Below are 16,728 nucleotides of genomic sequence, written 5' to 3'. Positions count from 1 at the left end.
CGCGTGCGCGGGCTTTCGCTGGTCTCGGGGCTCAACGACGCCTCGAGTGAAATGGTCTACCCGCTCCTTCCCGCCCTCATCGTCACCACACTGGGCGGGTCGGCCACCTCCCTCGCCGCCCTCGATGGTCTCGCGGACCTGACCGCCGCGCTGCTCCGCCTCCCGGCGGGGAAGCTCGCGGACCGTCGCGAGCGCAGGCCGTTGCTGGTGCTCGGCGGGTACGGCATCGCCGCGGCGGCACGTGCGCTGATCGCGGTCGCGAGTTCAGTCGGCATGGTGATCGGCCTCCGGATGACCGATCGGGTCGGCAAGGGGCTGCGGTCGCCGGGCCGAGATGCGATGCTGGCCGAGGCGGTGCCGGCTGCGCAACGCGGGCGCGCCTTCGGTTTTCATCGTGCGTTTGACCATGGCGGCGCGGTGGTGGGATCGTTGCTCGGGTGGGCGTTGCTGCAGTACGCCGGGCTGACGCCGCGCGCGGTCATCGGTTGGAGTGTGGTACCCGGAGTGCTCGCGATCCTGATGCTCTGGTGGACGCTGCGTGGCCGGGAGGCGCCCGTTGCCGAGGCACCGTTGGCGCCGCCGGTGAGCGGGTCCGCCGAGCGCGCCGCCACGGCCGCGTTCTGGCCACCGATCCTCGCGCTCACTCTGCTGGTCGTGAGCCGCCTCCCCGAGACGCTCCTGCTGCTCCACCTGCAGCAGCACGGCGTCGCGCTGGCGCTGATTCCGCTCGCGTGGGCCGGGCTGCACGTGGTCCGGAGCGCCTCGGCGTATCCGGCGGGGTGGCTGGTGGACCGGGTCGGCGAACGCGGCGTGGTGGTCCTCTCCGGCTCGCTCGCCGCGCTCGGCGCCTGGGCGCTGGGGGAGGCGCGGACGCCGGTCGCGATGATGGCGGTCTTCCTCGCCTTCGGGCTGGTGACCGGGATCGGCGAGCCCGCCGAGAAGAGCACCGTCGCCCGGCTGGCGCCCAAGGGAGCGGGGAGCGCCTTCGGTCAGGCGCAGGCGGTGACCGGCGTCACGTCGCTCGCGGCCGCGCTCCTCTTCGGCATGGTGGTCGACGCCCAAGGGACCGCCGCCGCGCTCTGGCTCTCGGCGGTGGCGGGGGTCGCGGCGACGATCGGCTGGTGGTTGGTCACGGCTCCGCAAAACAAATAAGCCATACAACGAAATCTCCGATCAGCGGCCGTGCCTCGCGCAATGCCGCTCGTATGCTCATTTTTTGACATTTCGTAAGACGTGCAATGATGCTTGCACCAAGGCGCGCATCGGTTAGCTTGGCCCCATTCGTGGTGGCCGAGTGTGCCACCCAGCCTCACCCTCTCGCGCCAGGATTCCCCGTGACGGACATCTCGCCCAACGACCGTGTCGACGCCCTGTTCGGGGTGGACACCTTCTCGAAGTCGGTGATGCAGAAGCGGCTCCCGAAGGCCGTCTACAAGTCGTTGCTCCGGACCATCGATCAGGGCGAGCCGCTCGACCCGCAGGTGGCCGACATCGTCGCCGCCTCGATGAAGGACTGGGCGGTCGAGCGCGGAGCGACCCACTTCACGCACTGGTTCCAGCCGCTGACCGGCCTCACCGCCGAGAAGCATGACTCGCTGGTGTCGCCCGACGGCATGGGTGGCGTGATCTACAACTTCTCCGGGGCCGACCTGACGCAGTCCGAGCCGGACGCGTCGTCGTTCCCGTCGGGCGGCCTCCGCGGGACCTTCGAGGCCCGCGGCTACACGGCGTGGGATCCGACCTCGCCGGCGTTCCTGAACCGGAACGGCAAGGCGGTCACCCTCTGCATCCCGACCGGCTTCGTCTCGTGGACCGGTGAGGCGCTGGACACCAAGATCCCGCTGCTCCGCTCGATGGAAGCGCTCTCGAAGCAGGCGATGCGGATCCTCCGCCTCTTCGGCTCCGACACCGGCGTCTCGCGCGTCCTGACGACCCTCGGCCCCGAGCAGGAGTACTTCCTGGTCGACAAGGAGCTCTTCTACCGCCGTCCCGACCTGGTGACCTGCGAGCGCACGCTCTTCGGGGCGCGGCCGCCGAAGGGGCAGCAGCTCGAGGACCACTACTTCGGCGCGATTCCGGCCCGTGTGCTGGCGTTCATGGCCGAGGTCGAGGAGGAGCTGTTCCGCGTCGGCGTGCCGGTGAAGACGCGCCACAACGAAGTCGCGCCGGGGCAGTATGAGTTGGCGCCGCTCTTCGAGGTGTCGCACATCGCGTCCGACCACCAGATGGTCACGATGGAGATCCTGCGCCGCGTCGCCGAGCGTCACGGCCTCAAGGCGATCCTGCATGAGAAGCCGTTCGCCGGCGTCAACGGCAGCGGCAAGCACAACAACTGGTCGATCGCGACGGACACCGGCGTCAACCTGCTCGATCCGCAGGATGACACGCACACCAACATGCAGTTCCTGGTCTTCCTCTGCGCGGTGATCCGCGGCGTCGACATCCACGCCGACCTGCTGCGTGCCTCGATCGCGGCCGCCGGCAACGACCACCGCCTCGGCGCCAACGAGGCGCCGCCGGCGATCATCTCGATCTTCCTCGGCGAGATGCTCTCCGACATCCTGGCGCAGGTCGAGCAGGGCCTCCCGAAGCGCACCATCAAGGGCGGCACCATCGACCTCGGGGCCAAGTCGCTGCCGCAGATCCCGCGGCACTCGGGCGACCGCAACCGCACCTCGCCCTTCGCCTTCACCGGCAACAAGTTCGAGTTCCGCGCCGTCGGCTCGACCGCCTCGGTGGCGTGGCCGACGATGGTCTTCAACGCCATTGCCGCGGAGTCGCTCGACTTCATGGCGACCGAGCTCGAGAAGGCCGCCGGCAACAACCCGACGCCGGCCAAGCTGCAGACCGCGGTGCTTGGCGTCCTGAAGAAGGTCCTCAAGGAGCACAAGCGGATCGTCTTCGACGGCGACGGCTACTCGCAGGACTGGCACAAGGAGGCGGAGAAGCGCGGCCTGCCGCACCTCCGCGATTCGGTCGAGGCATTCCCGGTCCTCAAGGCGAAGAAGACGGTCGACCTCTTCAAGAAGTACGGCGTGCTGAACAAGGCCGAAGTGGACTCGCGCTACCACATCTCGGTCGAGAAGTGGGTCAAGCAGCTGACGATCGAGGCGGAGATGATGGTGTCGATCGCCCGGACGCAGATCCTCCCGGCCGCGTTGAAGCACCAGACGCTGATCGCCGAGGCGGCCACGGCCACCGAGGCCGCCGGCGTCGACTGCGAGGACACGGTGGAGGCGCTGGAGCAGTTCACCGGCCTCGTTTCGGAGTTGCGCACCTCGCTCGCCGCCCTTGATGCGGCCGTCGCCCACGAGGACGCCGACCCGATGAAGCACGCGCAGCAGATCAAGGTGAAGGTCCGCCCGGCGATGGCCGACCTCCGCACGGCGGTGGACACGCTGGAGACGCACGTCGACGCGGGGCTGTGGCCGATGCCGACGTATCGGGAACTGCTGTTCTTGAAGTAAGGACGAGAAGCGAGAAGCGAGAAGCGAGAAGCGAGAAGCGTGGCCCGGCGGAGAGATCTTCCCGCTGGGCCACGCTTCTGGCTTGCTGTGGATCATGCACGGCTCTGACATTGTCCCCCCCCCCCCCCCCCCCCCCCCCCCCCCCCCCCCCCCCCCCCCCCCCCCCCCCCCCCCGCTTCGCGTCCCGGGTGGTGGGGGCCTGCCTGGGGAGGGGCCAGCCGCCGGCCGCGGGCCGGCAGTCGTCGGATCCTGATCTGGCAGCCGGCGGGCTGACCCCCTTCGCGTTGAACAGGGTGAGGCTGCGCCTGGAGCGGTGTAGGGCGCGCCGCCCCCCCTTGCTGGGTGCGGCCAGCGGGGGGAGCCCCACGCCTTCAACAGGCCGGAGGCAGCAGTGGGGCGGGGGGTGGGGTCGCGGGGAGGGCCCTGGACGCCGCTGCGCCAGTTCGGCAGACCCCGTCGGGCTATGACTTTCGCTACCGGCGCCGCCCATAGCGGGCGCGCGACTCAGCAGCAGCGATTCGGTCCACCCTCGTATCTGGCCTTCAGGTAGACGTCGAAATACTCCCGTTCCGTCGGCATCGGCGCCCCGGGATGGGCCTCCCGCACGTGCGCGCAGTACGCCGCGTAGTCCGGCATGCCGAGGATCCGGCGCATGGCGGTGAAGAGGCCCGCGAGCTTCATCACGCCGCCGGCACCTGGTGATCGATCATCGATGATCGATCATCGATGATCGATGATCGCCTCGTCCATACTCGAACCCCACTCACCACCACCGCCCACGTCACCAGCACGAACGCCGCGACGAGCACGGCGTTGATGCGGTCGTTGAGGATCAGCCGCGACGCGGTCGCCTGGACCATCGTCCCGTTGGCGGCGTCGGTGGCGAGCTTGGTGGCGTGCGCCAGGAAGCCGATGCGCGGATCGGTGTGGAAGAGCTTCTGCCATGAGGCGGTGGTGGTGACCAGCAGCACCCAGCAGAGCGGGAGGATGGTGGTCCAGGCGTACCGCGCGCGGCCGCTGCGGATGATCAGCGTGGTGGCGACGGTGAGCGCCACCGCCGCGAGCAGCTGGTTGCTGATGCCGAAGAGCGGCCAGAGGGCGTTGATGCCGCCGAGCGGGTCCTGCACCCCCTGGAGGAGGAACCACCCCCAGGCGGCGACGATCGCCGCCGAGGCCAGGACGGAGGCGGGGTACCACGAGGTGCGGCCCAGCGGCTTCCAGACGTGACCGGCGAGTTCCTGCACCATGAAGCGGCCGACGCGGGTGCCGGTGTCGACGGTGGTCAGAATGAAGAGCGCCTCGAACATGATGGCGAAGTGGTACCAGAGCGCGGTGAGCGACGGACCGAACGCGCCGGCAAAGACCTGCGCCATCCCCACGGCCAGTGACGGCGCGCCGCCGGTGCGGGCCAGCAGCGAACCCTCGCCCATCTGGGCGGCGAGCGCCTCGAGTTGTCCGGGCTCGAGGACGAATCCCCAGCCGCGAATGGTCACGATGGCGGCGTCGATGTTGCCGCCGAGGATCGGCAGCGGGGCATTCATCGCGAAGTAGACGGCCGGGTCGAGCGACGCCGCGGCGATCAGCGCCATGATCGCGACGAACGACTCGGTGAGCATCGCGCCGTAGCCGATGAGGCGCGTGTCCGTCTCGCGGTCGACCATCTTCGGCGTGGTGCCGCTCGCGACCAGCGCGTGGAAGCCGGAGATGGCGCCACAGGCGATCGTGATGAAGCAGAACGGGAAGAGCGACCCGGCGAAGATCGGCCCGCTGCCATCGGTGAAGCGGGTGAGCGCGGGGAGGCGGATCTCCGGCAACGTCAGCAGGATGCCGAGCGCCAGCGCGATGATGGTGCCGACCTTGAGGAAGGTCGAGAGATAGTCGCGGGGGCAGAGCAGCATCCAGACCGGGATCACCGAGGCGATGAAGCCGTAGGCGATGATTCCCCAGCCGATGGTGAGGCCGTCGGCGGTGAACATCGGCGCCAGCGTCGGCGACGCGGCGACGTAGCGGCCGCCCACCAGCGCGGCCATCAGCATGATGATGCCGAAGACCGACGCCTCGACCGTCTTCCCCGGCCGCCAGACCTTCATCCAGAAGCCCATGATCAGGGCGATCGGGATGGTGCAGAGGATGGTGAAGACGCCCCACGGCGAATGCTCGAGCGCGCGCACCACGACCAGCGCCAGCACCGCGAGGAGGATCACCATGATGGCGAGGATCGCGATCATCGCGAGGATGCCGGTAGTGGCGCCGAGCTCCTCCTTCGCCATCTGGCCGAGCGACTTGCCGTCCTGGCGCATCGAGCCGACCAGGATCACGAAGTCCTGCACCGCGCCGCCGAGGATCACGCCGATGATGATCCAGAGGGTGCCGGGGAGATAGCCGAATTGCGCGGCGAGGACGGGCCCCACCAGCGGGCCGGCGCCGGCGATCGCGGCGAAGTGGTGCCCGAAGAGCACCCACTTGGTGGTCACCACGAAGTCGCGGCCGTTGGCGTGGCGGTGCGCCGGCGTGATCCGGGCATCGTCGAGCGCCATAACGCGCGCGGCGAGGAAGCGCGAGTAGAAGCGCCAGGCGATCAGGTAGGAGCCGATCGCCGCGAGCAGCAGCCAGGCGGCGGAGATGGTCTCGCCGCGATGCAGGGCGATCGCACCCCACCCGGCCGCGCTGGCGAGGGCGGCGACGATCCAGAGGATGTTGGGCATGGCCGTGAAGGTAGTGCGGGCTCCGGAGTGGCGCGAGGCTCGGCCGCTAACGTGCCGTCAGCGCCGCCACCGTCTCGTCGACCCAACGCGCCATCGGCGGGCGCATCCGCACGGCCGACGCGTTGACCATCAGGACGACGGTGATCTTCGACGCAGGGTAATAGCGCAACTCCGTGAGATAGCCCGGGAAGAAGCCGCTGTGCCCTCGCACCGGACCCGCCGCGGTGCTGTCGCGGAGGATCATGCCGAGGCCGTAGTTCGTGCCCGCGCCGAGCATCCGCGCCGGCGTGCCATGCGTCGCCTGGGCGAGCAGCGAGTCGCCGTGAATCGCGCCGCCGAAATACGCTGCGCCCCAGCGGGCGGCATCGGCCGCGCTCGCGGCATAGCCTCCACCGGCACCCTCGAATTGCGGGTTGACGATCATCACGCCGCCGTCGAGCATCGCGTCGCGGCCGCCGAAGGGATTCTGCGCACCGGCATACCCCTGCACCACGCCGGGAAGCGTCCGTGAATCCGAGGGGAGCGTGTTGGTCAGCTTCATCGGTACCAGGAAGCGGCGGCGAATCTCGTCGTCGATCGGCTTCCCGGTGATCCGCTCCAGCACCAGCGCGAGCACCAGGTAGTTGGTGTCGGAGTAGTCCCACCCGGCACCGGGGGCAAACGGTGGCGTGGCGCCGTGCAGGTAGCGCACCTGGTCGCGCGGATCCCAGACGCGGCCGGGGTCGGACGTCAGCGTTGCGGTGAACTCGGGGCGAAATTCGTAGCGGACAATTCCCGACGTGTGCGTCATCAGCTGCCGCACGGTGATGCTCGACGCGTTGGCGACCGAGTCCCACCATCCCTGTCCTCCCACATACCGGCTCACCGGCGCATCGAGCGAGAGCTTTCCCTCGCGCACCAGCTGCATCGCGACGGCGGCGACGTAGCTCTTCCCGACGCTCCCCATCAGCAGTCGTGCATCGGGGCGCATCGGCTGCTTCAGGGCGGTGTCGGCCATGCCGCTGGCGATGGCGACGACCCGGCCATCGGGGAAGGCGACGCCCAGGACCGCCCCGGGGACACCGGTCGCGGTGCGATAGCTGTCGAGGCGGGCCTGCAGGGTGCGCTCGACCGTGTCCTGCGGGGCGAGCGTGGCGAGCGCGAGGAGCAGGAGAGGAGTCATGCCTCAAGGATACGGCAATGGTCGGGGCCGGGTTTCCCCGACCCCGACCCCTCGGGTTCACTTCGCCGGCGACACCGCCGTGACGAGGCCTCTCGCGGAGCCGATCCACTCCACGGCCATGCCACGTGCCGCGAGCCGTGCGATCAGCGCCGCCTGCTCGACCTGGTGCGTCGGGGCGCCCGCCGCCGGGAGGTAGAGCCACTTGAGCGTCGGCGAGTAGACCGCCATCGCGCCGACGAGGTCGGGCGCCGTGAACGGCTCGAGCCAGAGCGAGTCGCTGCCGACCCGAATCCAGCGCGGCGTGGTCACGACTGTCCCGGACGCGGCGCGCCCCGTGACGCGCCGGATGATCGGCGCCGCGCCAGGCGCCACGTAGAGCGGCTGCGCTTTGCCGGTGAACCACCGCGCGCCGCCATTCGCGGGGGACGGAATCGTCGCGATGCCGGCGCCGACCGGGACACCCGGTGCGACCTGCGCGAGCCACGCGGTGACCAGTCCGACCGCGCCCTCGTGCTGTGCCGTCTCCATCAGGACCCACGCTCCGCCGATCTGCACCGCGCCCGGGGTGCCCAGCATCGGCGGCGTGGTGGCGAAGCGCTCACGCACCAGCTTCCCCATCGAGGCGAGATCGACCTGCCACATCGGCCGCTGTTCGGTGGCGAGGTAGGCCCGCGCGAGCGAATCGCTGATGGCGAAGGAGTCGGCCGGGGCGGGGGCGTTGGCGACCATCGCCAGCACGGTCATCCGCTTGTAGGGCACGCCGAGCCGGCGCACATCGCGCTGACGCGGCAGCAGCACGCCGGGCGCGATGCGCTGCCACCCGGAGTACCAGAACTCCACCTCGTGGCGCCCCCACGGTGCGAGGCCGAAGTCGGCGATCTCGTCGGCGTGGAAGCGCACCATGGCCGGCAGCGCGTCGCTGCGCCGCACGAAGAGCGTCGCAGGCCAGCCATCGACGGTCGCCTGCAGCCGCGCGTGCGCCGCGCCGTCGATCGTGGTGTCGGCCAACTGGCGCAATGCGGGATCATGGCGCAACTGGAGCACCAACCGCTCCGGCGCGAAGGCAAAGAGCTCGCGGCGTTCGTCGACATACGCGAGGTTGAGCGGGCCCCACGCCGGGGCGGCGTTCGGCGCCGCTGGCATCAGTCGCACGGCAATGGTGTCGCGCACCACGTCGACGATCGCCGTCGCGGGTCCGCCGCCGAGGAACTGGCGTGTGTTGCGCCAGGCGCGGGTGGTGTAGTCGCGCAGCTCGACATTCCGCTCGTAGGACGGAAGGTCCGCAAACGGGCGATTCGCGAAGGTGGTGCGCGCCCACTGCGTCATCATGTCGAGCCGGAGCGAGCGGATGCCGCGGAGCGCCGAGTCGCCACCCATCCGGGCGATGGTGCGGTCGAGGAGGGTGGCCGCGTCCTGCGAAGGCCGAGGCATCTGGGCGGAGCCGGTCAACGGGATTCCGACCAGGAGAAACTTGAGGAGCAGGAATGCGCGCGACATGTCGCCTCAGGGGAGATGGTGACCAGTGACCAGTGACCAGTGACCAAGGCGCAGTTCCGGGTTACTGGTTACTGGTGACTGGTCACTGGTGCAGCCAGAGATCTCACCCCTCTCACGTCCCGTCTCAACGCCCCGTGGGGCGAGTCGCGTCCTCGCGGGGTGAACCGCGGCCCGACCGGCCCATTCCGGCGCTAGCTTCTTGGCATGGCCTCCTCCGAACGCCCTGCGCCCCGCGCCGCCACCTGGCTGCTGCTCGCCGTCTTCGGCGCGCTCACGCTGCTGACGGCGGCTCAGGGCTATCTCTCGCGCAAGGCCTCGGGCGAGGCGGCGAGGCTCGGCGATGTCCTCGCCGTCGGGGCGGCGGCCTGGGTCGGCTGGCTCTGCCTCGCCCCGCTGATCATCGCGCTCGGTCGACGGGTCCCGTTCAGTCGGACCACGTGGCTGCGCGCGACGGTGGTCCATACGTTGGCAATGACCGTCTGCTACGTCGTCTCGGTGTTCGTGCTGATCTGGATCTCCCTGCAGCTCCTGTCGCCAACGGAAGCCCTGACGCGCGAGATGATCACGCGCACGCTCCTCACCTCGTCGCGACTCTCGCTGGCGATCTTCACATACGTCACCATCCTGGCGCTCGACCACGTGCTGCTGACGCGCGAGGCGCTGCGCCTCCGCGAACTGCAGGCCTCGCGCCTCGAAGCCACCGCGACGCAGGCCCGACTCGACGCGCTGGCCGCGCGCCTCGAACCGCACTTCCTCTTCAACGCGCTGCAATCGGTGAGCGCGCTCATCGACAGCGACCCGGCGCGCGCCCGCACCATGCTGGCCCAGATCGGCGACTTGTTGCGCGATGCCCTCGCGTCACCGGAGTCGGGCGAGGTGTCGGTGCATGAGGAGCGTCGGCTCCTGGGGCGCTACCTCGCGATCGAGGAGACGCGCTTTGCCGATCGGCTGCATGTGGAGTGGGTCGTCGCCCCCGACACCGAGGCGGTGATGGTGCCGCGCTTCCTGCTGCAACCGATCGTCGAGAATGCGCTGCGCCACGGCCTCGCGGTCCTCCCCGAGGGTGGTCGGCTGCGGATCACCGCCACGCGCGAGCCGCAGTGCCTGCGGCTCATCGTCTGGAACGACGGCGCGCCACTCCCTGCGACGCCGCGTGAGGGGGTCGGTCTCGCGACGACGCGGGAGCGACTCGCCGCACGCTACGGTGTCGCGGCCTCGTTGACGCTCCGCGCGGCAGAGGCGGGTGGCGTCGAGACGGTCATCGAGCTCCCGGCGTGAGCACCATGCGCGTCGTGGCCGCCGACGACGAGCCACTGCTGCTCGCCGACCTCGTGCGCCTCCTCGCATCGCTGCCCGACGTCACGGTGGTGGGCGAGGCGAAGAACGGTCTCGAAGTCCTCGACCTCGTCGACCGCACCCACCCCGATGCGCTCTTCCTCGACATCCGCATGCCGGGGCTCGACGGCCTCGGCGTCGTCGCCGAACTCGACCCCGCCCACGCCCCCGCCGTCGTCTTCGTCACCTCGTTCGATGAGTATGCCGTGCAGGCGTTCGAGGCACAGGCTGTGGACTACCTCTTGAAGCCCTTCGACCCCGCCCGGCTCGCCAAGGCGGTCGATCGGGTGCGGGCGCGGATCGGCCGAGATCAGGGCGAGGCCCTGGCACGGAGCATCGCGGTGCTCGCGGCGAGGCAGTTGGTCGCCCCGGTGGAGTACCTCGAACGGATCGCGGCGCGTGGGGTCGGCCGGACCACGGTACTGGAGGTCGCCGACATTCGCTGGATCGAGGCGGCCGACAACTACGTCCGGCTGCATACCGCAGAGGGCGTCCACCTCTCCCGCCGGACCATGCGCGACCTCGAGGCCCTCCTCGACCCGAAGCGCTTCGCCAGGATCCACCGCTCCGCCATCGTCGCCCTGCGGCTGGTCCGGGAGCTGCGCCCCCTGGGCGACGGCGACCAGGAGCTCCTGCTGGAGGGCGGCGGCCGCCTGGTTCTCACCCGCTCCTACCGCGACGCCTTCGAGGCACGCTTTGGCGGGGTGGCCTGACCCCACGGCGTTCTTCAGTCCCCCTCGGCGCTGCCTGCCGTTGCCCCCCGCCGCTTCGACCCGTAGCTTCGCTGGATATGTCCCCGTACCCCGGCGCCGCCCCCGATCCTTGGTCGGCCGCCCTTGCCGCGTCGGTCGCCGAGCCGATCCCCGAGACTGAACCCCGCCCCGCGGCCGTCGACGCCGTGACGCCGGGGCGTGTCGCCGTCGTCACGGGCGGCGCCACCGGCCTCGGCCGTACCATTGCCCTCGAGTTCGGTCGGCTGGGGTATCGGGTCGCCTTTTGCTGGTTCGAGATGGGGGGGCGCGACGTCGAGGCCACCGCCCTGATGACCGAGGCCACCCTCACGACGATGGGCGCCGAGGTCTATGCCGCGCGCTGCGACGTGCGGGACCGAGCCCAGGTCGATGCCTTCATCGCCGAGGTGGTGCGCCGCTTCGGGACGGTGGACTGTCTCGTCAACAACGCCGGTATCGCCCGCGATGGCGCGCTGTGGCGGATGACGGAAGAGGCATGGACCACCGTCTTCGACACCAACGTAGCTGGCGCCTTCCATTGCGTGGCGGCCTGCGCGCCCCACTTCCGCCGGCAGCACTGGGGCAAGGTCGTCAACATCTCGGCGCACCAGGCCGCGCGTCCCGGCTTCGGGGTCGCCAATTACGCCGCCAGCAAGGCAGCGCTGGAAGGCTTCACGCGTGCCGCCGCGGTGGAGCTCGGCCCCTCGAATGTGAACGTCAACGCCGTGGCCCCGGGCTTCGTGCATACCGAGCGCCTCGACGAGCTGCCCCCCGACGTCATCGAGCGGGCCCAGAAGCGTGCCGTGCTGGGCCGCCTCGCGGAGCCGGAGGATGTCGCCGCCGTGATCGCCTTCCTCTGTTCCGATGCGGCACGCCACGTGACGGGGCAAGTCATCGCCGTAGACGGCGGGCTCTCGCTGGAATAGCTTTCCGCGGTGAAATTCCCCGCCTCCCACCATCCTGCGCTGCTTCTCGCTGCCATGCTCGTCTGCGTGGCGGCGCCAGCCTGCGCACAGGCCACCAAGGAAGCGAAGGAACCGAAGCTCGCGCCGGCCCCGGCGCTGTTGTTGTCGCCGCTCGCCGGGCAGTCGATTCCGGTGTTGCCGGTGACCTACCTGGTGGCCGATTCCGCATCGAGCATCGGGCTGCCGGCCGACTTGCATGGCCGGCTTCGCTGGGCCGACTCGCTGGTCGGCGAGGTGCTGCAGATGCGCGGCCCCGAGGTGACGTGGCTGTTGGGAGAGGAACTGCGCCGCATCGCGCGCCGCGCGCCGGGCACCATCAACGATCCCGACAAGATGGGACAGGCGATGCTGCGGGCCGACGGCCTCAAGCGCATCCCGGACCCGCTCTTCTCGCAGCTCCGCATGCTCGCCGCACTCACCAACGGCCGCCAGGTGATGGTGCCGGCGGCGGTGCGCTTCCAGTCGGTGCCGGGCGGCATCCGCGCCGAAGTGGTGCTGGTGCTGGCCGATGCACGCAGTGGCGCGCTGCTCTGGCGCAGCACCCCGTTCGCGATTGCCGCGACGCCGGCGGCAGCACTCGCCGCTGCCGTCGCCAGGATCCTCCCCGATTTCAACTGAGTCCATGACGCACACCATCACGCTCATTCCCGGCGACGGCATCGGTCCAGAAATCACCGACGCCACGCTGCATGTGCTCGCGGCCACCGGCCTCTCGTTCGCGTGGGACCGTCAGCTCGGCGGGATGGCGGCGGTCGAGGCCACTGGCGATCCGATGCCGGAGGCGACGCTCGAGTCGATCCGCCGCACCAACCTCGCGCTCAAGGGTCCGCTCACGACGCCGGTCGGTGGCGGCTTCCGCTCGGTCAATGTCGCGCTCCGGAAGGAGTTCGCCCTCTTCGCCAACGTGCGGCCCGCGAAGACCATCGTTCCCGGCGGCCGCTTCGACGGCATCGACATCGTGCTGGTGCGCGAGAACCTCGAGGGGTTGTACATCGGGCAGGAGCGGTACGTCGAGGTCAACGGCGATCCGCACGGCCAGGCGGAGTCGGTGGCGATCGTGACGCGCGCCAACTCGGAGCGGGTGATTCGGTACGCGTTCGAGTACGCGGTGCGCCATGGTCGCAAGAAGGTGTCCCTGGTGCACAAGGCGAACATCCTCAAGTTCACCACTGGCCTCTTTCTCGAGATCGGCCGCGAGATCGCCAAGGAGTACGAGGGACGCGTCGCGTTCAACGACCTGATTGTCGACAACGCGGCGATGCAGCTGGTGCTGAAGCCGGAGCAGTTCGACGTGATCGTCACCACCAATCTCTTCGGCGACATTCTCTCCGACGAGATCAGCGGCCTGGTCGGCGGCCTCGGCCTCGCACCCGGTGGCAACATCGGCGAGTCGGCGGCGATCTTCGAGGCGGTGCACGGCTCGGCCCCCGACATCGCGGGGCAGGGGCTCGCCAACCCGTCGGCGCTGATCCTCGCGGCGGCGATGATGCTCGACCACCTCCGTGAGCACGCCGCGGCCGACCGAGTCCGCCGCGGGCTGGTGGCCACGATCGTGGCCGATGGGGTCCGCACCCGTGACCTCGGCGGCAGCGCATCCACCGAGGAGTTCGGCCGTGCCGTCGCCGCTCGGGTGGCCTGAGGTCCCTTGCAGTGATTGCGGGCGACGGGTGCCCGACATCGATTTCAACGAACGGTGCCCGGACTGCCAGAAGCGCTGGCGGCGTCGGGTCACGTTGGTGGCCCGCCGGGCGGCCCTGCTGGCGGGGGCGGTCACGGCGGCGTGGAGCCTGACACGCCCAGCGACGTCTCCCGAAGGCCAGTGGTATGCCGTGATCGCCGTTCCGGTGGTCGCCGTCCTGGTTTACAAGATTGCCGGCCGTGTGGCCGAGGAGATGCAGCGATGACTCGAACCCTGCGATTGGCGATGCTCGCGCTCGTGGCGCCGGCGATGGTGGCAGCGCAACAATCGGCGGACGGCCCGTCCGTCACCCTCTTCAATTCCGGACGAGTGCTGATCCGTCGCACGCTCCCCGCCGCGATCGCCGCCGGCACGTCGACGGTGTCGCTGCCGCTCGGGATCTTCGAGCCGGCATCGCTGATGCTCCTCGAGCCGGGCGTGAAGCTCGGCCGCGTCTCCTTCGACGGTGCGTCGACGGAAGAGGCGCTGCTGCGGCGGCATATCGGCGAGGAGTTCCAGTTCGAGCGGATGAACGGCACCGGGATGTCCGTGATCTCCGCGCGGCTCATCGCACTGCAGCCGGAGCGGTGGCAGGTCGGCGGCGCGATCCTCTTCGGTCGCCCCGGCCAGATTCGCTGGGAACCCTCCCGCGTGCCGTCGACGCCGGTCAGCGACCTGACGCTGACCAGCGACCGGGCGCGCAGCAGCGTGAAGATGCTGTACGCCACGAGCGGCGCGTCATGGGGCGTTTCCTATTCGCTCATCCTGGGCGCTGCCGGCCGGATCGAAGGCGCGGCGTCGATCATGAGCGGGACGCTCGACCTGGCGAATGCCGAGGTGCAGTTGCTCGCCGGGGATATCGGGGTGCAGGCACCGAGCCCGTCGCCTCGCGCGTATGCGATGTCGGCCAAGGCCGTCAATGCGTTCGAAGACGCCGCGCCGTCGCAGGAAGCGGTCGGCGAGGCGCGGCTCTACACGTTGCCGGGGCGGATCACCTTCACGCCCGGGACGCAGCTGGTCACGCCGCTCTTCGACCCGACGCCGGCGCGCGCCGAGCGGCGCTTCACGGTGTCAGGCGGCATTCCGTTCTGGGGCGGCTTCGCGCAGGAAGAGGATGAACGCGAGGTGCCGGTCGCGGTCACGTACCGGCTTGAGCGGAAGCTCGGCACGACCTTCGGCGACCTCCCGCTCCCGGGTGGTGGCGTGCAGGTCTTCGATACCGACAAGGCGGGGCGGCTGCAGTTGATCGGGATGGGCGCGATCGGCCACACCGCGCCGGGAGAGGAGCTCAACATCTCGACCGGGACGGCCTTCGACGTGACCGCGAAGCGGACGCAGACGGCGTTCACGACCACGCGCAGCACGGCGCCAAACACCAATCGCACCATCGCGATGGCGTCGTATCGCGTCGACCTGCAGAACGCCAAGGACTCGGCGGTGGTGGTCGAGGTGCGCGAGGATCGTGGCGGTGAGTGGTCGATCGTCGAGAGCTCGGTGCCGGTGCAGAAGCGCTCGGCGACCCGCGCCGTCTTCCCGGTGACGGTGCCGGCCAAGGGGAAGGCGACGTTGACCTACCGTGTGCGCGTGGTCTGGTGACCCCCATCACGCTGCTCCAGTGCTCCGACCTGCATTTCGGTCGGGACGCCGACTTGGCACAAGTGGCCGGGCTCGAAGCCCTGGCCACCGCCCTGTCGCCGTCGGCGGTCGTCATCGCCGGCGACCTGACGCAGCGTGCCCGGCACGGCGAGTTCCAGCGCGCGCTCGACTTCGTGCAGGCGATGCGCCGGATCGCCCCGACGCTGGTGGTGCCGGGCAATCACGACGTCGAGTGGTGGACCACGCCGTTCGACGTCATCGGTGCCGCCGCCAAGTACGAGAAGTACACCCGCTACTTCGGCGTCGACCTCACGCCGACGCTGGTCATCGAAGGCGCGGTGCTCTGCGGCGTGCTGACCTCGTACGGCGTCACCGCCGGCTCGATGACGTACAACCTGAACGACATGGCGGTGAAGGGGCACCTGCCGGCGCGGGAAACCGAACGCGCTGGCACCCGCTTCGCCGAGGAAGGCCCGGAGTTGCTGCGCATCATGGTGATGCATCAAAACCTGCTGCGCGGTGGCATCTCGCGGCGCATGGGCCTGGCGCGCTGGCGCGCGGCGTGGCGCCAGGTGATGGCCGCCGGCACCGACCTGGTCCTCTGCGGCCACGATCACGAAGAAGGCGCCGGCACGCTGCCCAACGGCGTGGTCGTCGCCACCTCGAGTACCCACACGTCACGCACCCGCGGTCATCGCCCGTCGGCCTGCAACGTCATCACCGCCGACGACGAGTCGATCACCGTGCGACACTACCTCTGGGAAGCGGCCCTCGGCCTCTTCCAGCCCGGCCCCGAACACGCCTTTGCGCGGCCACGCGTCGCCGACCCCGCCACCGCCCGTGGCTGAGGTCGCCGAACGCCTCGGGGGGCTCGCCGCCGAGCCGCAGCTCTCCCTCGGACTCGACGTCGATCCTGAACGCGCGCTGCCCGACCGTCTCTTCCGTCTCGGGCTGGCGCCCGGCACGATGGTCACGCTCACGCGCAATCGCACCGTGCTGGTGAGCCATCATCCGCGCTACGGGCTCCGGCTGCACGCCGGGTACGCCTGGGCGCCCGATGACGTCCTCTCGGCGATCCTCACCTTCCTGCGCCCACGGGTGCCGAAGGCGGAACGCCTCGTCGCGCGCCGTCGCTTCCTCGCCTTTCCCGTCGACCGCCACGCGCCATCGCGGGTCACGCCGCATCGGGGCCCGCGCCCGGTCGCGCCGGAACACGAAGTCATCATCGGCCGGCTGATGCGGCTGCACGAGATCCTCAACGCCCGGCACTTTCAGGGCGCCCTCGGCACCATCCCGATCCGGCTGTCCGACCGGATGTCGACGCGGCTGGGCGAGTTCCGCGCCGATCACGACGGTCGCCCCGTCGAGATCACCCTCTCCCGGCGTCACGTCCGCCGCGACGGCTGGCCCGCCGCGACCGAGACGCTGCTGCACGAGATGGTGCACCAATGGCAGTGCGAGACAGGCCACCCGCTCGACCACGGCGTCTCCTTCCGCCGGAAGGCGAAGGAAGTGGGGATCCGACCGAACGCCACGGCCCCTGCGGGGTATCCCTCGCATCTCGATCTCTACGGAACGATTGCATGAAGCCG

At 70.0% G+C, this 16,728-nt stretch carries 15 protein-coding genes; 11 read left to right on the top strand and 4 right to left on the bottom strand.

Features of this window, described 5'->3' with window-relative positions; all coding sequences use genetic code 11:
* Positions 1–3: 3 nt before the first annotated feature.
* Both IPG05_06180 and IPG05_06175 read left to right on the top strand, forming a co-directional pair.
* Positions 4–1,152 (top strand): MFS transporter, encoded by a 1,149-nt coding sequence (locus tag IPG05_06180; protein MBK6494673.1) that lies wholly within the window; start codon positions 4–6, stop codon positions 1,150–1,152.
* Positions 1,153–1,241: 89 nt separating this feature from the next.
* On the top strand, positions 1,242–3,467 hold the full coding sequence (locus IPG05_06175; protein MBK6494672.1) for a glutamine synthetase III: 2,226 nt from the start codon (positions 1,242–1,244) through the stop codon (positions 3,465–3,467).
* A 504-nt stretch (positions 3,468–3,971) separates the two neighbouring features.
* Here the strand turns inward: IPG05_06175 and IPG05_06170 are convergent.
* The 4 genes from IPG05_06170 to IPG05_06155 are packed head-to-tail and all read right to left on the bottom strand — an operon-like array spanning position 3,972 to position 8,831.
* On the bottom strand, positions 3,972–4,148 hold the full coding sequence (locus IPG05_06170) for a YbdD/YjiX family protein (GenBank protein ID MBK6494671.1): 177 nt from the start codon (positions 4,146–4,148) through the stop codon (positions 3,972–3,974).
* On the bottom strand, positions 4,148–6,172 hold the full coding sequence (locus IPG05_06165) for a carbon starvation protein A (GenBank protein MBK6494670.1): 2,025 nt from the start codon (positions 6,170–6,172) through the stop codon (positions 4,148–4,150). The genes IPG05_06170 and IPG05_06165 overlap by 1 nt, the downstream gene beginning before the upstream one ends.
* A gap of 46 nt (positions 6,173–6,218) precedes the next feature.
* A complete protein-coding gene (locus IPG05_06160) occupies positions 6,219–7,334 on the bottom strand; it encodes a beta-lactamase family protein (GenBank protein ID MBK6494669.1) in 1,116 nt (371 codons plus the stop codon).
* A gap of 57 nt (positions 7,335–7,391) precedes the next feature.
* Entirely contained in the window at positions 7,392–8,831 is a 1,440-nt protein-coding gene (locus tag IPG05_06155) for a hypothetical protein (GenBank protein ID MBK6494668.1), read from the bottom strand.
* A 204-nt stretch (positions 8,832–9,035) separates the two neighbouring features.
* On the opposite strand from IPG05_06155, the gene IPG05_06150 reads away from it, so the two are divergent.
* The 9 genes from IPG05_06150 to IPG05_06110 all read left to right on the top strand — a co-directional run bounded on the left by IPG05_06150 (position 9,036) and on the right by IPG05_06110 (position 16,723).
* Positions 9,036–10,109, top strand: coding sequence for a histidine kinase (locus IPG05_06150; protein MBK6494667.1), 1,074 nt, complete (start codon positions 9,036–9,038; stop codon positions 10,107–10,109).
* On the top strand, positions 10,106–10,879 hold the full coding sequence (locus IPG05_06145) for a response regulator transcription factor (GenBank protein MBK6494666.1): 774 nt from the start codon (positions 10,106–10,108) through the stop codon (positions 10,877–10,879). Before IPG05_06150 ends, IPG05_06145 begins: the two co-directional genes overlap by 4 nt.
* Before the next feature lie 77 nt (positions 10,880–10,956).
* Positions 10,957–11,823 (top strand): SDR family oxidoreductase, encoded by an 867-nt coding sequence (locus tag IPG05_06140; GenBank protein ID MBK6494665.1) that lies wholly within the window; start codon positions 10,957–10,959, stop codon positions 11,821–11,823.
* Positions 11,824–11,832: 9 nt separating this feature from the next.
* Positions 11,833–12,480, top strand: a complete 648-nt coding sequence (locus tag IPG05_06135) for a hypothetical protein (protein ID MBK6494664.1) — start codon at positions 11,833–11,835, stop codon at positions 12,478–12,480.
* Positions 12,481–12,484: 4 nt separating this feature from the next.
* On the top strand, positions 12,485–13,501 hold the full coding sequence (locus IPG05_06130; GenBank protein MBK6494663.1) for an NAD-dependent isocitrate dehydrogenase: 1,017 nt from the start codon (positions 12,485–12,487) through the stop codon (positions 13,499–13,501).
* A 28-nt stretch (positions 13,502–13,529) separates the two neighbouring features.
* Positions 13,530–13,766, top strand: a complete 237-nt coding sequence (locus IPG05_06125) for a hypothetical protein (protein MBK6494662.1) — start codon at positions 13,530–13,532, stop codon at positions 13,764–13,766.
* Positions 13,763–15,136 carry a hypothetical protein gene (locus tag IPG05_06120; protein ID MBK6494661.1) on the top strand — a complete coding sequence of 458 codons (1,374 nt, stop codon included), beginning with the start codon at positions 13,763–13,765 and terminating at the stop codon, positions 15,134–15,136. The genes IPG05_06125 and IPG05_06120 overlap by 4 nt, the downstream gene beginning before the upstream one ends.
* A complete protein-coding gene (locus IPG05_06115; protein MBK6494660.1) occupies positions 15,133–15,984 on the top strand; it encodes a metallophosphoesterase in 852 nt (283 codons plus the stop codon). The genes IPG05_06120 and IPG05_06115 overlap by 4 nt, the downstream gene beginning before the upstream one ends.
* Positions 15,977–16,723: a SprT-like domain-containing protein gene (locus IPG05_06110; GenBank protein MBK6494659.1), complete on the top strand. Its 747-nt coding sequence runs from the start codon at positions 15,977–15,979 to the stop codon at positions 16,721–16,723. The genes IPG05_06115 and IPG05_06110 overlap by 8 nt, the downstream gene beginning before the upstream one ends.
* Positions 16,724–16,728 lie beyond the last annotated feature (5 nt).

This window comes from Gemmatimonadota bacterium, from assembly GCA_016704275.1.
In the GTDB taxonomy this organism is placed as follows: Bacteria; Gemmatimonadota; Gemmatimonadetes; order Gemmatimonadales; family GWC2-71-9; genus Palsa-1233.
This window is presented reverse-complemented; position numbering and strand designations above follow the sequence as displayed.

What these genes read in the sequence shown, in the direction of transcription:
- IPG05_06160 (MBK6494669.1), bottom strand. Translation starts at nt 7,334, where the DNA reads ATGACTCCTCTCCTGCTCCTCGCGCTCGCCACGCTCGCCCCGCAGGAC.
- IPG05_06155 (MBK6494668.1), bottom strand. Translation starts at nt 8,831, where the DNA reads ATGTCGCGCGCATTCCTGCTCCTCAAGTTTCTCCTGGTCGGAATCCCG.
- IPG05_06130 (MBK6494663.1), top strand. Translation starts at nt 12,485, where the DNA reads ATGACGCACACCATCACGCTCATTCCCGGCGACGGCATCGGTCCAGAA.
- IPG05_06175 (MBK6494672.1), top strand. Translation starts at nt 1,242, where the DNA reads ATGCTTGCACCAAGGCGCGCATCGGTTAGCTTGGCCCCATTCGTGGTG.
- IPG05_06140 (MBK6494665.1), top strand. Translation starts at nt 10,957, where the DNA reads ATGTCCCCGTACCCCGGCGCCGCCCCCGATCCTTGGTCGGCCGCCCTT.
- IPG05_06165 (MBK6494670.1), bottom strand. Translation starts at nt 6,172, where the DNA reads ATGCCCAACATCCTCTGGATCGTCGCCGCCCTCGCCAGCGCGGCCGGG.
- IPG05_06150 (MBK6494667.1), top strand. Translation starts at nt 9,036, where the DNA reads ATGGCCTCCTCCGAACGCCCTGCGCCCCGCGCCGCCACCTGGCTGCTG.
- IPG05_06170 (MBK6494671.1), bottom strand. Translation starts at nt 4,148, where the DNA reads ATGAAGCTCGCGGGCCTCTTCACCGCCATGCGCCGGATCCTCGGCATG.
- IPG05_06120 (MBK6494661.1), top strand. Translation starts at nt 13,763, where the DNA reads ATGACTCGAACCCTGCGATTGGCGATGCTCGCGCTCGTGGCGCCGGCG.